Source organism: Mesorhizobium sp. M5C.F.Cr.IN.023.01.1.1, assembly GCF_003997585.1.
Classification (GTDB): Bacteria; Pseudomonadota; Alphaproteobacteria; order Rhizobiales; family Rhizobiaceae; genus Mesorhizobium; species Mesorhizobium wenxiniae.
The window spans coordinates 23,846-38,526 of sequence record NZ_RZSU01000009.1; the positions used below are offsets into that span (position 1 = coordinate 23,846).

Below are 14,681 nucleotides of genomic sequence, written 5' to 3' on the forward strand. Positions count from 1 at the left end.
TGAATGACCGGGTCTCGCAGTTTTCCAGGTGGAACGATCACTCGGCCCAGGCTTTCCAGTCGGCTTCGTGGGCGGCAATCCAGGCAGCGGCGACGTCTTCCGGCGTCTTGCCTTCGAGATCGATCTCGCCGCTCATCTTGTTGAGCTCGTCGGTGTCGACCGTGTAGTTTTTCGCGACCTTGTAGGCGACCGGCCATTTGTCCTTCATGCCGGCCCAGGAATATTTCCAAATCTCGCCATGCGGCTTGCCGCAGTCGTATTTCGCTTCAGGGTTCACGCCCCATTTCGGGTCGTTGTAACACTCCGGCGTATAGGCGGGAAATTCGACCCATTCGCCCTTATATTTGGCCGGCGCCCAATGCGGCGAATAGACCCACAGCATGATCGGCGCCTTGCGCTGGTAGGCCGAATCCAGCTCGGCGAACATCGCGGCATCGGTGCCGGCATGGATGACGGTGAAGGGCAGCTTCAGCGCCGCGGCACGCTCGTCGTCAAAACCCTCCCATGTCACGGGGCCACCGAGGTAGCGGCCGTTCGGCGCCGTTTCCGCCGTCGAGAAGGCTTCGGCGCATTTCGGGTCCTTCAGCGCCTCCCAGTTTGGCAGACCGGGGCATTTCTCCTTCATATATTCGGGATACCACCATTCTTCCTTGGCCTTGGGCCCGAGCTTACCGAGCCGTTCGGTCTGCCCGGTGGCATCCGAGGCCTTCATGGCTTCGCCGGCAGTCGTGTCCCAGAATTCCAGAGCGACAGCGAGATCGCCATTGGTGAGGCCGGTGGTCAGGCTGGAGAGATAGTCGGCGGTCGGGTACTCGACCGTGTATCCGAGCTTTTCAAGAATGCCGCCGAGGATCTTTGCGTTCAGATTGACGCTGGTCCAGTCGAACAGCGCGATCTTGATCGGATCATTGGATTCTGGCGCCGCAGCCTGGGCCGAAGGCGCGAGTGCACTTGCCGCGGCAAGTGTTAAGGCTCCCATTGATAGTCTCGAAATCATGCTCCGCAGTGACATGCTTGTTCTCCTGTCAAGCTCTGGTGGAAGTTATCGGTCGTTCCCTTTTTTGCGTCTTTTGATTGTGTTGGAAAAACTGGTCGTTGCGCAAGTCCATTGGCACCAAATTGCTGTCGGCGCTAAGTAGGCGCATTGCCCAATTCGATGAAGATGTCGTGCGGGACGGGGTCGCGTCATGGCTGCCGTGCTGCCGAAGCAGTGATCCGCGGATCGATCGCCGGTTTTGCGGCGCCCTCAAGCTTGCGAGCCATCAAGGTCCCATGATGTCGGCTGCCGGCAGTCGCCGAAGCCATTTTCATGGGATGAAATTATATATACCAACGTTCATGTCGCGCAACGCATAATGCGACCGGCGCATCGGACCGAAAAGTGGAAAGCAGTTTTCGGATAATCCGATACTCAAGCAATTGTGAAATTCGAACGGGCGACCGGTCGTCCGAGTATCCTCACGACATGATCAGGCCGCCATCGACATTGATGGTCTGGCCGGTGATGTAGGCGGCGTCGTTGCTGGCCAGAAAGCTGACCAGGCCGGAAACATCCTCGCCGCTGCCGGCGCGGCCCATCGGGATGTTCTTCACCCATTCGGCCATCAGCTCGCCGGGCTTGTAGTCGCCCATCAGTCTGCCCCATGCCGCGTCGTTGTAGGCCCACATGTCGGTGTCGATGATGCCGGGGCAGATCGCGTTGACGGTGATCTTCTCCTTCGCCACTTCCTTGGCGAGGCTCTGGGTGATGCCGACGACGCCGAATTTCGAGGCGGCGTAGTGCGGCGTGTAGATGAAACCCTGGCGCGCCTGGCCGGATGCGGTGTTGACCAGCCTGCCGCCGTCGCCATGCTTGCGGATGCGCGCGATCGCCTCCTGGCAGCACAGGAACACGCCCTTGGTGTTGACCGCCATCACCTTGTCCCATTCGGCCTCGGTCATCGCCTCGATCCTGGCGATGGTGATGACGCCGGCATTCTGCACGGAGATGTCGACCCGGCCGAACTGCTGCTCGGCCAGATCGTATAGGGCGGCGACCTCGTCCTTCTTCGTCACGTCCATGCGCAGCGATGCGACCTTGGCGCCTTCCGCCTTCATTCCTGCGGCGATCTCGTCGACGCGCGGGTCGATGGCGCTGACGACGACCGCAGCACCTTCCGCCGCAAAGCGCCTGGCCATCGCCGCACCGATGCCGCCGCTGGCGCCCGTGATGACCGCCGTCTTACCCTGGAATCGCTTCTGCATTTTTTCTCCCTACCAGCAGACGAAGCCGCCATCGACGATCAGGTCTATGCCGGTCACGAAACTCGAAGCGCGGCTGGCCAGGAACACGGTCGGGCCGACCATCTCTTCCGGCGCCGCCATGCGCCCCATCGGCGTGTCGCGCTCGAAGATCCGGACCTGGTCGGCGACCTCCGGCCGCTTGTTCATCGGCGTCAGCGTGTAGCCAGGGCTGACGACGTTGACGCGTAGGCCGCGATCGGCCCATTCCATGGCGAGGCTCCTAGACATATGGATAACGGCGGCTTTGGATGAATTGTAATGCGCCTGGGTCAGACCGCGATTGACGATCGAGCCCGACATCGACGCGATGTTGACGATCGAGCCCTTGCGCCTCGTCAGCATTGCGCGCGCTTCGGCCTGGCACGACAGGAACACGCCGCTGACATTGACGTCATAGAGCTTCTGCCATTTCTCCAGCGACAGCGTCTCGGCCGGCTCGGCCGCGGCGACGCCGGCATTGTTGACGGCGATGGTCAGCGCGCCCAGTTCCGTTTCAGTGCGTTCGATCGCCGTCGCGAGATCGGCCTCTGAAGTCACCGTGCCGGTCAGCACCAGTGCCTTGCGGCCGAGAGCCGAGATCCTGTGCGCGGTCTCGTCCAGCCCGCCTTTCGAGGCATGGCCGAAACAGGCGATGTCGGCGCCGGCCTCGGCGAGCCCAATGGCAATCGCTTGCCCGATGCCGCTGCCCGCACCCGTCACCAGCGCTACCTCTCCATGAAGATCGAAAAGTTTCATCGTCGGTCCCTCTGCTCCAACCGCCGCCCTCCGATATGAAGGGGCGCCAGTCTTGGCTGGCGCCCCGCGCGGTCCGGTGTTTGGGAGGATATCACCTGCTGCGCTTTGTTCCGATTCCCGGTTTCGCTCCGTTAAGCTGTCCTAGCTTGTGGCAAGTTCCATGACGGCGACGTTGCTCGCTTCGCTGCGGTCGAGAATGCCGCGCTGGCGGCCACGGCTCAGCACCAGCACGCGGTGCGACAGACCGAGCACTTCCTCGAGGTCGGAGCTCACCACCACCACCGCCATTCCGGAGCGGGCGAGGTCGGCGATGACATCGTAGATCGCGGCGCGGGCGCCGACATCGATGCCGCGTGTCGGCTCGTCCAGGATGAACACCTTGGGCGGCCGTGAAATCCATTTGGCGATAATCACCTTCTGCTGGTTGCCGCCGGAGAGCTTGCTGATGGCCTGGTTAGGCCGGCCCTTGACGCCGAGCCGGCTTATGCCGGCCTCGGCGAATTTCTGCACCGCCTTCGGAAACACCCAGCCATTCGGCGCGACATGGTCGAAATTGCCGATCGCCAGATTCTCGCCGATGGTCTGGTCGAGCGCCACGCCTTGCGCCTTGCGGTCTTCGGGCACCAGCACGACGCCGGCCTTGATCGCCGCCGCCGGGCCAGTGAGATGCACAGGTTTGCCGGCGACGCGCACCAACCCCGATGAAATCGGATCGGCGCCGGCGATCGCCCGCACCAGCTCCGTGCGGCCGGCGCCGATCAGGCCGGCGATGCCAAGGATTTCGCCGGTCCGCACCGTGAAGCTGACATTCTGAAAACTGCGTTCCGGCGAGGACAGGTTCTCGACTTCGAGCAACGTCTCGCTGCCCGGTTCCGAGAGCGGCGGGAACATCCGCTCGACGCTGCGGCCGACCATCTGTTCGACCACGGTGCGCACCGGAATGTCGGCGCGCTCGTGCCGGGCGACGATGCGCCCGTCGCGCATCACCACCACTCGGTCGGCGATCTCAGCGATCTCATCCAGCCGGTGGCTGATATAGATGAAGGACATGCCTTCCGCCTTGAGCTTGCGGATCTGCTGGAACAGCAGTTCCGTTTCTTCGCTGCCAAGTGCTGCTGTCGGTTCGTCGAAGATCAGAAGCTCGGCATTGAGCGTCAGTGCCTTGGCGATCTCGACCTGCTGCTGGGCGGCTATGCGCAGCGTGCGCACCTTGCGATCCGGCGAAACATCGAGGCCGAGGCGCTTCAGTTGGGCCGATGCCCGCGCATTCATAGCCGCGCGGTCGATGCGGCCGCCGCGCATCGGCAGTCGTCCGACATAGACGTTCTCGGCGACCGAAAGGTCTGGCAGCAGCTTCAGTTCCTGGTGGATCATGCCGACACCGGCGTCGATGGCCGCGGCGGGAGAGGCGGGGGAATAGGGTTTCCCCCGCCATGTGATGCTGCCGGCATCGGGTTTGGTCGACCCGGCGATGATGTTCGAAACGGTGGACTTGCCCGCGCCATTTTCTCCAAGCAGCGCCACGACCTCTCCCGGCCGCACCTCGAAACTCGCATCGGCCAGGACCTGCACCGGTCCGTAGCTCTTGCAGAGGCCGCTGACGAAGAGCCCCAGATGCGGGGTCTGCGTATGGCTGGGATCCAAGGACATCGTTCCGCTCGTCAACTGCCGGACTCTTGGGATCAGGGATGCTTGGCGATGAACTGATCGACATTGTCCTTGGTGGTCAGCGTCGCATCCTGCAGCTGTTCTGTGGGAACGGTTTCGCCGGCCACCAGCTTGATCGCCGCATCGACGGCAAGCCGGCCCATGCCTTGTGTCTGCTGCGTGGCGGTTACGTCGAAGACGCCGCCCTTCAGCGCCTTGAGCGCCGCCACATCGCCGTCGAAACCAGCAACCCAGACCTTGTGGCCGGGATTGGCGACCTTGACCGCCTGCGCGGCACCGAGCGCCAGCGCATCGGCCTGACCGATGACGATCGACACATCGGGATGCGACTGCAGCAGATCCTGCGTCAGCTTGAAGCCTTCGTCCTGATGCCAGCCTTCGCTCCACAGCTCGCCGACCACCTTGATGTCGGGATAGGCGCTCAGCGCTTCGCCGCAGCCCTTCGACCGGTCGACCTCGGGGGTCGTGCCTTTCTGGCCATGGATGATGATCAGCTCGCCTTTGCCGCCGGCCTGCTTGGCGATGTAGTCGCACACCGCCTTGGCCGATGCCACGCTGTTGGTGGCGATGAAGGTGTCGCCGGGCGCGCCATCGGCGTTGCGGTCGACATTGATGACCGGGATGCCGGCCGCCTTGGCCGTCTTGGTCGGCACGGTGGCGGCGGTGGCGCCGGCCGGGATGTAGATCAGCGCATCGATGTTCTGCGTGATCAGGTCCTGCACCTGGCTGACCTGGGTCGCCGAATCGCCCTTGGCGTCGACGGTGACGATTTCGATGCCTTTTTCCTTGCCGTAGGCTTCGACGGACTGCTTGATCTGGTTGAAGAAATCGGCCTGCAGGTTGGCGACGGCAAGGCCAAGCTTCTTGGCCTCCTCGCCCGACGCCATCTCGGACAGTCCGAGCAGCGGAATGACGGCCGCGGCAGCAAGCAGCAATGAACGTTTGGTCAGCATGTGTTTCCTCCGTTGATGTTCAATCTGTTCTGCCGGCGCATCACGGCGCCCTTGGCCGAACAACTCCCAGTTCGGATCAACCGATCCGTTTTCGCCCGGACACCCGGGCGAATTCTTCATTGCGTTCTGCGCCGCCACGTATCCGTGGCCACCGCCAGCGCGATCACCACGCCGATCACCACCTGCTGGATGAAGGGCGACACGCCGAGCAGGTTCAGTCCGTTGCGCAGCACGCCAATGATGAGCACGCCGATGGCGGTGCCGCCGATCGAGCCGACGCCGCCCGACAGGCTGGCGCCGCCGATCACCACCGCCGCGATCGTGTCCAGTTCGTAGCCGAAGCCGGAGCTCGGCTGGACGGAATCGAGCCGTGCCGCAAGCACGATGCCGGCAAGCCCGGCCAGCACGCCGCAGATCGCATAGACCCAGTTGGTCAGCGATTTGACCGGTATGCCGGACAGCCTGGCGACTTCGGCGCTGCCGCCGATCGCGTAGAGGCTGCGACCGGTCGCGCGGTAGTTGAGGAAGATTGCGAAGATGATGGCCAGCACGATCATCAGGCCGACGGTGACCGACAGGAAGCCGAAATGGCGGATGATCGACAGGCTGGTGAACCAGTCGGGAAAGCCGATGATCTGCGAGCCGTCGGTGATCATGTTGGCGAGACCGCGGGCCACCGACATCATGGCCAGTGTGGCGATGAAGGGCGGCAGTTTAGTGACCGTCACGAGCAGGCCTGAAACCAGCCCGCAAAGTCCAGCAACGACAAGCGCTGTGACGATGCCGGCGGGCATGCCGAGATTGAGATGGTCGGGATGGGCGACGAACCCCATCACCATGGCGGCGAGAGCCAGCACGGAGCCGACGGACAGGTCGATGCCGCCGATCAGGATGACCAGCGTCATGCCGATCGCCATGATGCCGAGCACGGTGATCTGGTCGAGGACATTGAGGATATTGCGGACGGTCAGGAACGTGTCGGTGGTCAGCGTCAGCGCAAGGCACAGCAGCACCAACCCTATCAGCGGTCCCATGGTCCCGGCGAACAGGGCCGAAAGCTTCGCGCCCGCCGCGGCCTGCGCGCCTGGGCCGGCCTTCAACTCGCTTGCACCGTTGCTCAGAGCCATTTTGTCTCCTCCATCAGCGATCCGGCGATGCTTTGTCGGCTCACTCTTGTTCACCAGGCACCTCCCTGTGAACAATTTATCTTTGATATGTAATTTTGTTCAGCTAAACTGTTCGTCGGAAAATTGTCAAGGCCCGCCACATCATTCCACGCCGGTTTGCGCCGCCAAGCGGTTTGTCTTACGGAAGGGCACGAAATGCCGCGTTTCAGCTTGGGTCTCATCCTGCGAATTCATTTCGGCTGCTTGAGCAGGGCAGGACGGCCAAGACAAAGTAAATGTTCACCATTTTGGCTTTCATCTCGCGTTGTAGACGATATCCTGTCGATGTCTTAAATCTTGAATCCTGGGCACGCAGAACGATTTCGTGGCGCCTGGTCGGATACGCCCATTTGAATGGCATTTAAGGATTCGGACGACCGCGGGAGGGCAAAAAGATGGCGATGACGGAGAATGACAAGGCCTCGCGCTTCCCGGATGCCGAGCTGAAGGCCCGTGCCGCGTGGCACTATTATGTCGAGGGTCTGACGCAAGAGAGGATTTCGGAGATCCTCGGGATCGGTCGCATCAAGGTGCATCGCATCCTGTCCGCCGCGCGTGAGGAGGGCGTCGTCCAGTTCCGCATCCGCGATAGCGTCGTCGAATGCTTGGTGCTGGAAGAGGCTCTGAAGCAGCGTTTCGGACTGAGCCAGGCGGTTGTGGTGCCGTCGGCCGCCGACCGAACCAACACGCCGCTGATGATCGGCCATGCCGCGGGCGCCTATCTGGCCGACAATGTGAATGCCGGCGATGTCATCGCACTTGGCTGGGGGAGGACGCTGAAATTCGCCATCAACGAATTGCCGCGGCGGCCGATCGCCAGGACGACGGTGGTTTCCATGCTGGGCGGTCTCACTCATGCCCAACCGCTCAACCCGACCGAGAGCGCCTGGGAATTCGCCGAAAAGATCGGCGCCGAGTGCTTTCTGCTGCCGGTACCGGTCTATGCCGACAGGCCGGAGCAGCGCGAAGCTTTCATGAGCCAGCGCAGCGTTCAGGACGTCGTCTTCCGCGCGCGCCGGGCAAACATCGCCGTGCTCAGCGTCGGATCGTTTTCCAACGACAGCCCGATCGCAAATTACGGCTTCATCAAACCCAGCGAACTTGAGGAGCTGCAGGCGGCTGGCGCAGTTGGCGATATATTATGCCATTTCATCGACGCCGAGGGCCGGCTCGTCGACCATGAGGTCAACCGCCGAGTTTGCGCCTATCCGCTGCAGGACCTGTCGGACATCCCGGCCATCATCCTGGTCTCGGGAGGGCAGGAAAAAATTGCCATCATGCGGGCGGCGCTCGCCAACACCAATGTATCGGTTTTGATCACCGACGAGGATGCGGCCAAGGGCCTGCTCAACCGCTAAACCTTGCTTAGCGCCTCAAGGCGGGCATGGATGTCGCGCGTCGCCTGATAGAGGTCGCGGTAGATCGCCTTGCGCGCGCGATAACCGGAGACCAGCCCATCGACCGGGTCGACATGCCTGGTCGGCGGCGCAGTCATGGCCTCGGCCGCCGCCTCGGGCGAGGCAAACCACCCTATCGCCGAAGCCGCCAGCATGGCGGCGCCGAGCGCTGCGGCTTCGTTTACCGGCGAGACGGAGAGGGGCCGCTCGAGCACGCTTGCCATGATCCGCATCAGCAGGGCGCAGTTGGTGCCGCCGCCGGCAGCTATCATCGCCGCCGGTTTGCCGCCGGTTTGAGTTTCCATTGCCTCGCTGGCGATCGCCTGCTCGAAGGCGATGCCTTCCAGAACCGCTCGAAAAAGGTGCTTCGGCTCATGGTCCAACGACAGGCCGACAATGGCGCCTCTCGCCGCGCCGTCCCAATAGGGGCTCATGACACCGGCCCAATAGGGCATGACAAGCAGGCCCTCGCTGCCGACGGAAACGTCGACCGCCGCCTTCTCCAGCGCTGCGGCCGATGGCGAGCCGGTCGTGCGAACGATCCAGTCGACCAGTTGCATGCCCGAGCGCAGCACGGTCTCCAGCATGAAGCCCGAACCGGTCGGCGAGACCAGCGTTCGAAATGTATCCGACGTCGTGATCTTACCGGAGTAGCAGCCGCTGACGACGCCCGAGCCGAGTGAAAGGTAGCTTTTGCCTTCGGCGTGAACGCCCATGCCAAGGCCCATCGCCTGGCCGTCGCCGGCGCCGGCGACGACAGGCGTGCCGGCCTTCAGGCCGGTCAGCCGTGCCGCACTTTCGACAAGTCCACCGCAGATTGCGCCCGGCGCGACCAGTTCCGGCAACTGGCCCGGCCGCAGCCCCGCGGCCGCAACGAGCCCAGGATGCCAAGTGCCATTCCTGACGTCGAGCAGGCCGAGCGGATCCGCACTTGCCGTGCTGGTGACCAGACGTGCGGTCAGCCGGTGGACGAAGAAGCCGTGTACGTCGACGACTGCGGCTGCGTCGTCGAGCGCTTGCGGCTGGTGTTCGGCAAGCCAGGCGATCGCATAGAGTGCGGGCGTCGGGTCCGGCGGCTTGCCGCTCCAGTCGCGGATCGTCTCGCGGCCGAGCTCAGCCGAAAGCCTGATAACTTGCGGGCGCGCGCGCTCGTCCAGCCACAGGATCGCCGGAATAAGCGGCTTGCCGGCGTGATCGATCAGGGTGAAGGTCTCGCGCTGGTGGGCGATGGAGATCGCCGCCACTCGCGAAGCGCCCACCGCCTCAGTGACCTGCTTCATTGCACCGAGCAGCGCGGTCCACCAATGTTCGGCATCCTGCTCGAAATGGCCGGGCTTGGGATTTGAAAGCGGATAGGCTTCGCGCGCCTGGAACAGTTCCTCGCCATCGCGCGTGAAAGCGATCGCCTTCACGGCCGTCGTCGAGGCGTCGATCCCGATTACGACATCGTCCATCAGGTGGAAATCCAGCGTTCAGGCGGCGTTCGTAACGAACCGTCCGTCCGACTGGTCGAGACGACGGCGGATCTGGGTTATCACCATCGAATCGTCGGGTACACAGTTTTCGTAGGTGAGGAAATCGCCTGTTTTGACCGGCTTGACCACCTTGGCCCGCTCGGCGAGGCCGAGCGGCAGGGCGCCGCGGGCACGCGCGTCCTCCCAGGTCATGGCGAAGCCGCGATAGTCGTTCTCGCCGATCATGCCGAGCGACTGGCCAAGGCCAAGGTCGCTCTTCGCAACCGCCACCGCCTCGGCGACCGGATGGTCGAGCGGCTCCATGTCGGCCCGCTTATAGACCACGGCGCGCGCCGCCGACAGCGGCACTTCCAGGCTGGTCAAATGATAGGGGCGGAAGATCGTGAAATAGGGGCCCTTGCCGACCTTGAGGTCGATCATGCGCTCCAGCACGCGCGGATGCCGGGTCTCGATGATGCAGAACACGCCGGGCGCCACGCCCTTGCCGATCGAATAGTCGACCACCCCCTTGCGATGCAGCACGCCGCCATCCTCGCGCGGGCAAAGCACGCTGGCGAGTTCCTCCAGCGTCGCGGTCGGGCCGTGCATGCCCGGCACGTCGGGCACCAGGCCGGTGGCATTGGCGATCGCTACCATCTCGATCGCCGTCTTCGAGCCGTCGACGAATTCGACAAGCATGCGCGCATTCATGTTGCGCTCGGCCGCCTCCTTCTCGTAGTCGGCCGGCATTGCGTCGATCTTCAGCGGATTGTTCTTGCCCTTGCCGGCGGCGATGATGTTGAAGCCGAGGCTCTTGGCAAAGCCGATGATCTCCAGCGTGCAGGCCGGCTCGTCGCCGGCCGCACCCGTATAAACGACGCCCGCCTTGCGCGCCTCCTCCTTGAGAAAGCGGCCGATGGTGATGTCAGCTTCGACGTTGAGCATGACGATATGCTTGCCGTTCTTCATCACTTCGAGCGCGAACAGCGTGCCGATGTTGGGATTGCCTGTCGCGTCGATGATGACGTCGATGCGGCCGGCGGAAGCCAGCGCATGCAAATCTTCGGTCACCGCGATCTTGCCGGCCTCAATGGCGCGGTCGATCGCCGCCGCATTGGGCGCCTGCACAATATCGGAGCGGTCGTGGCCGGCGAGCAGTGCTGCATCGATCGCCGCCTGCGGCCTGACCTCGGAAATGGCGCCGATCCGCATGCCCGGCATCAACGCCACCTGGACGACGATGTCGGTGCCCATCTGCCCGGCGCCGGCAAGCCCGATGGTGATCGGCCCCTGCTTTTCAGCGCGTTGCAAAAGTTCCGCTGCAAATTGCGGATGGGCCATGTCGTTTCCTCCAGCTCTTGCCGCGCCGCGGCGTCGAAGTCATTTTGAACGTTCCTATTTCCAAATGAAAAATATTTCAACCTGCAATTCGGCGGCCTTCTTTCCAAAGTTGTGTGATCGATTTGTGCGCCCTTGGCATGCTGCTTGGCTGCGCGGTCAGCTAGGGAGCAGAAGGCGGTGATCTCTAGGGATGCAGACGGCGATGACCGAGACATCGCTTCTCGCAAGCGAGCAAGTGTGGCGATAAGCTGCCTCATGGCGGCTCAGCTGCCGGTGCGTCTATCGCTAACGACGAAGCGCGCGACAGGTAGCGCCAACCGGCGTGCTCGATCGGCGCATGCCAGTATCTTAGCTGCCGACTTCGAAGAAGGGCGCGCCAAGCAGGTCGGGAACGACGTCGATGCCGAGGCCCGGCCCGTCCGGAATGCCCATGCGGCTTCCCGAGACCGGCGGCATGTTCGATGCGGTGCGCACTGTCACCCATTCGTGGAATGCAATGGCGTGCAGCCGGCGCTCCTCCGGCGTCGACAGCGACAGATGCGCCATGGCTGATGTGTCGATCTCGGCGCCGCCGGTGTCCTCGACGGTGATCATGAAGCCGAGATCGACGGCAAGGTCGCGGATCTGGCGCGTCTTGGTCACGCCGCCGAGCCGCGAGATCTTCAGCGTCAGCCCGTCGGCCGCTCCCTTGCGGTGGATGTAGAGCATGTCGTCCAGCGAGGCGACGGATTCGTCCAGCACCATCGGCTTGTCGAGCGAGCGGCGCACCGACATGCATTCATCGATCGTGGTGCAGGGCTGCTCGAACGTGTAGTCGATGGCACGCGTCGCGTCAGTGAACTGGCGCGCTTGATAGGGCGTCCAGCCGGCATTGGCGTCGCAGAAGATGACGGTGCCCTTCGGCACCGAAGCGGCGACCGCGGTGACGCGCTCGATGTCGTCATGGACGCTGCCGCCGACCTTGACCTGCAGCCGGTGAAACCCGTCTTTGACGATGCGCTTGGCAAGTGCGGCCATCGCATCGACCGTGCCATGGGTGACGACCTTGTAGAGTTCTGCCGTCTCGCTCTCGCGCCCGCCGAGCAGCGTCACCAGCGGTATGTCGGCGGCGCGTGCCGCGAGGTCCGAGCATGCCATGTCGAGCGCCGACTTGATGTAGGGATGGCCCTTGAACACCGTGTCCATCAGCCTGCCGATACTGGCCAAGCCGACGGGATCGTGGCCGAGCAGATACGGCGCGATTTCGATGACGCCGGCGCGAGTGCCGGCGGCGAATGCCGGCGAGTAAAAATTGCCGAGCGGCGCCATCTCGCCCCAGCCGGTGAGGCCGCTGTCGGAGGTGATGGCGACGATCACCGCGTCGAACGCGTCGGCGACTCGACCCTTGGACATACGATAGGGCCCGTCCACGAAGGGCTGCACGACATGGTAGGCCTTGATGGTTCTGATCTGCACGTTCTATGTCCGTTGTCTGTGATTTCGTGACGACGCCGCCAATTGGCGGCTTCGGTTGGCTCAGCTGCCGTCGGACCGGTTGCGCGTCGGGCCAGCGCGATCGACCTTGGCGCCCTTGGAGTCGCGCTGTTCGAGGCTGAGCGCATAGGCGAGCAGTTCTTCGAAGTCGAGGCCGATATGCTCGCGGGCGTGGCTTTGTGCGGCGCGCATGTCGGCGCCTTTCAGCAACCGCACATAGGTCTCGTGGATGTCTTCGTCAGGCACCGGCTCGTTGCGCGCCCGCTGATGCAGGGCGAAATACATCTGCAGCCGGCTGGTCAGTCGCTGCCAGGTCTCGAGCAGAACCGAATTGTCGGCCCATTCATGGATCAGGCCATGCAATTGCAGCGCCGTTTCGATCTGCCTTGTGGTGTCGCGGTCGCGCGTCGCCTGCTTCACCGCCTCGTGGCGCCGGTCAAGCTCGTCGAAGAACCGCTGGTCGCGAAGCGGCCAGGTCAGTTCGATGGCGAACTCATCCAGAACCTTGTTGAGCGAATAGGCGTCGTCGATGTCCTTGGCGGTCACATCAATGACGAAGGTTCCGGCGTAAGGAATGCTGGTCAGGATGCCTTCCTGGACCAGCTCACGCATCGCTTCGCGCAGCGGTGCGCGGCTCACCCGCATCTGCTCGGCAATCCTGAGTTCGTTGAGTTTCTGCCCGGGTTCCAGCTGGCCGGTCAGGATTGCACGCCGAAGCAACGCCACGATCTCGGCGCGTCTTGTCGTATCCGCAATCGGAGCAAAATCCAGCTTCCCCATTCGACAACTCCACAAGGTGCCGGAAGCAGAGAAGCAGATTGTCGACAATCTAACAAGAGGCCAGTTCTGGATTCCCGCTCAAGGCGGAATGTCGGCGACTTCGTTCTCACGCAGCCCGGCCGGTCTCGGTTCGGCTCGGCCATCCCTATTGCGCCTTCATGCCGTGCGGCCAAGGCCGATCGCGCCGATGTCGCCGGCCTTGTCGAACTGCTCAGCAAAACGGCACCCCCGGCATAGCCGGGGGCGCCGCTGGACCGGGCCTGATGGGGCGTATCAGGTGGTCGGTTTCTGTGGCAGCGGCGAGACAGGCATTCCCGGGCCGATCTTCTGCAGATTGCCAGTTATCACCTGGTCGCCTTCCGATACGCCGCTCGCGATGGCCACCAGATCGCCATTGGTCGGCCCGAGCGAAACGATGCGCTGGTCGACTGTGTTGTCCTTGCCGACGACATAGAGGTATTTGCCGAGCTGGCTCGATCCCAACGCCGTCTGCGGCACCATCAGTGCATCGGGCTGCTGCTTGATGTGCAGCCTGACGCGAACATATTGGCCCGGCAGCAGTGTGAACTTGGCATTGCCGATCGTCGCCCGTGCGGTGATGGTGCCGGTCGAACGATCGATCGTGTTGTCGATGAAGGTGAGCTGACCTCTCTGGCGCGGCTCCGTATCGCCGGGAAGCAGGACGTCGACTTCGACGGGCCCCGCCGCGCGGGCTTCCTCGATCTGCACCAGATCCGTTTCACTCGGATTGAAGGTGACATAGATCGGGTCGAGCTGCACCAGCGTGTTGAGCACAGTGCCGGCGACGCTGACCAGCGTTCCGACCGAGGCCTGGTTGCGGCCGACGCGCCCGGCGAACGGCGCCTTGATTTCGGAATAGCTCAGATTGAGCTCGGCGGTCCGCACAGCCGCCTGGTTCACGGCGAGCGAGGCCTGGGCCTCGCGCAAGCTGCTGGTGCGCTGGTCGAACGCATCCTTGGCGATGTATCCGCTCTTGGCGAGCTCGGTGCCGCGACCAAGGTTGGAACGCGCATATTCGAGCGTTGCTTCGTCGCGCTGGACCTGAGCCTTCGCCTGGTCGAGGGCGGCCTGGAAATCCTCTGGAGCGATCTTGTAGAGAAGGTCGCCCTTCTTGACATCGCTGCCGTCGGGCGCGACCTGCTCCTGCAGATAACCCGGTACGCGCGCCTGCAGCGTGATGCTGCGGATCGGCTCTGTGCGGGCGGCATAGTCGAGATAGATCGGGATCGTCTTCTTGACGACGCTCACCACCGGCACCGGCATGACAAACGCCGCGGGTTCGGGCGTTGCCGCTCCTGCCGTACCGGCGTTGAGCCCGAAATTGCCCATGTCGAGCAAGTGAACGCTGGCCACCGAGATCGCCCCGACGGCAACGGCGGCTCCCAACGCAATTTTCCATTTACGCATGAT

General features: G+C 63.3%; 12 protein-coding genes. 1 reads left to right on the forward strand and 11 read right to left on the reverse strand.

The genetic code is table 11. The features are described 5' to 3' along the window. Positions 1 to 37 precede the first annotated feature (37 nt). The 6 genes from EOA78_RS05935 to EOA78_RS05960 all read right to left on the reverse strand — a co-directional run bounded on the left by EOA78_RS05935 (position 38) and on the right by EOA78_RS05960 (position 6,766). On the reverse strand, positions 38 to 1,012 hold the full coding sequence (locus tag EOA78_RS05935) for an ABC transporter substrate-binding protein (RefSeq protein ID WP_127314302.1): 975 nt from the start codon (positions 1,010 to 1,012) through the stop codon (positions 38 to 40). Between the two features lie 446 nt (positions 1,013 to 1,458). Next, positions 1,459 to 2,244, reverse strand: a complete 786-nt coding sequence (locus tag EOA78_RS05940; RefSeq protein ID WP_127314303.1) for an SDR family oxidoreductase — start codon at positions 2,242 to 2,244, stop codon at positions 1,459 to 1,461. A 9-nt stretch (positions 2,245 to 2,253) separates the two neighbouring features. Beyond that, positions 2,254 to 3,018: an SDR family oxidoreductase gene (locus EOA78_RS05945; protein WP_127314304.1), complete on the reverse strand. Its 765-nt coding sequence runs from the start codon at positions 3,016 to 3,018 to the stop codon at positions 2,254 to 2,256. Between the two features lie 141 nt (positions 3,019 to 3,159). Then, positions 3,160 to 4,668, reverse strand: a complete 1,509-nt coding sequence (locus EOA78_RS05950) for a sugar ABC transporter ATP-binding protein (RefSeq protein ID WP_127314305.1) — start codon at positions 4,666 to 4,668, stop codon at positions 3,160 to 3,162. A gap of 32 nt (positions 4,669 to 4,700) precedes the next feature. Continuing rightward, a complete protein-coding gene (locus EOA78_RS05955) occupies positions 4,701 to 5,639 on the reverse strand; it encodes a sugar ABC transporter substrate-binding protein (RefSeq protein WP_127314306.1) in 939 nt (312 codons plus the stop codon). A 116-nt stretch (positions 5,640 to 5,755) separates the two neighbouring features. Next, on the reverse strand, positions 5,756 to 6,766 hold the full coding sequence (locus EOA78_RS05960) for an ABC transporter permease (protein ID WP_127314307.1): 1,011 nt from the start codon (positions 6,764 to 6,766) through the stop codon (positions 5,756 to 5,758). A gap of 434 nt (positions 6,767 to 7,200) precedes the next feature. Between EOA78_RS05960 and EOA78_RS05965 the strand changes: the two genes are divergently transcribed. After that, positions 7,201 to 8,163 (forward strand): sugar-binding transcriptional regulator, encoded by a 963-nt coding sequence (locus EOA78_RS05965; protein WP_127314308.1) that lies wholly within the window; start codon positions 7,201 to 7,203, stop codon positions 8,161 to 8,163. Here EOA78_RS05965 and EOA78_RS05970 read toward each other — a convergent pair. The 5 genes from EOA78_RS05970 to EOA78_RS05990 form a co-directional block, all read right to left on the reverse strand. After that, complete coding sequence (locus EOA78_RS05970; protein WP_127314309.1) at positions 8,160 to 9,656, reverse strand: FGGY family carbohydrate kinase; 1,497 nt, start codon at positions 9,654 to 9,656, stop codon at positions 8,160 to 8,162. The genes EOA78_RS05965 and EOA78_RS05970 overlap by 4 nt on opposite strands. Before the next feature lie 18 nt (positions 9,657 to 9,674). Beyond that, positions 9,675 to 10,997 (reverse strand): homoserine dehydrogenase, encoded by a 1,323-nt coding sequence (locus tag EOA78_RS05975; protein ID WP_127314310.1) that lies wholly within the window; start codon positions 10,995 to 10,997, stop codon positions 9,675 to 9,677. A gap of 348 nt (positions 10,998 to 11,345) precedes the next feature. Continuing rightward, positions 11,346 to 12,452 carry a mandelate racemase/muconate lactonizing enzyme family protein gene (locus tag EOA78_RS05980; RefSeq protein WP_127314311.1) on the reverse strand — a complete coding sequence of 369 codons (1,107 nt, stop codon included), beginning with the start codon at positions 12,450 to 12,452 and terminating at the stop codon, positions 11,346 to 11,348. 60 nt (positions 12,453 to 12,512) lie between these two features. Further along, complete coding sequence (locus EOA78_RS05985) at positions 12,513 to 13,250, reverse strand: GntR family transcriptional regulator (RefSeq protein ID WP_127314312.1); 738 nt, start codon at positions 13,248 to 13,250, stop codon at positions 12,513 to 12,515. 273 nt (positions 13,251 to 13,523) lie between these two features. Beyond that, the gene (locus EOA78_RS05990; protein ID WP_127314313.1) at positions 13,524 to 14,678 is read right to left on the reverse strand and encodes an efflux RND transporter periplasmic adaptor subunit; all 1,155 of its coding nucleotides are present in this window, start codon (positions 14,676 to 14,678) and stop codon (positions 13,524 to 13,526) included. Positions 14,679 to 14,681 lie beyond the last annotated feature (3 nt).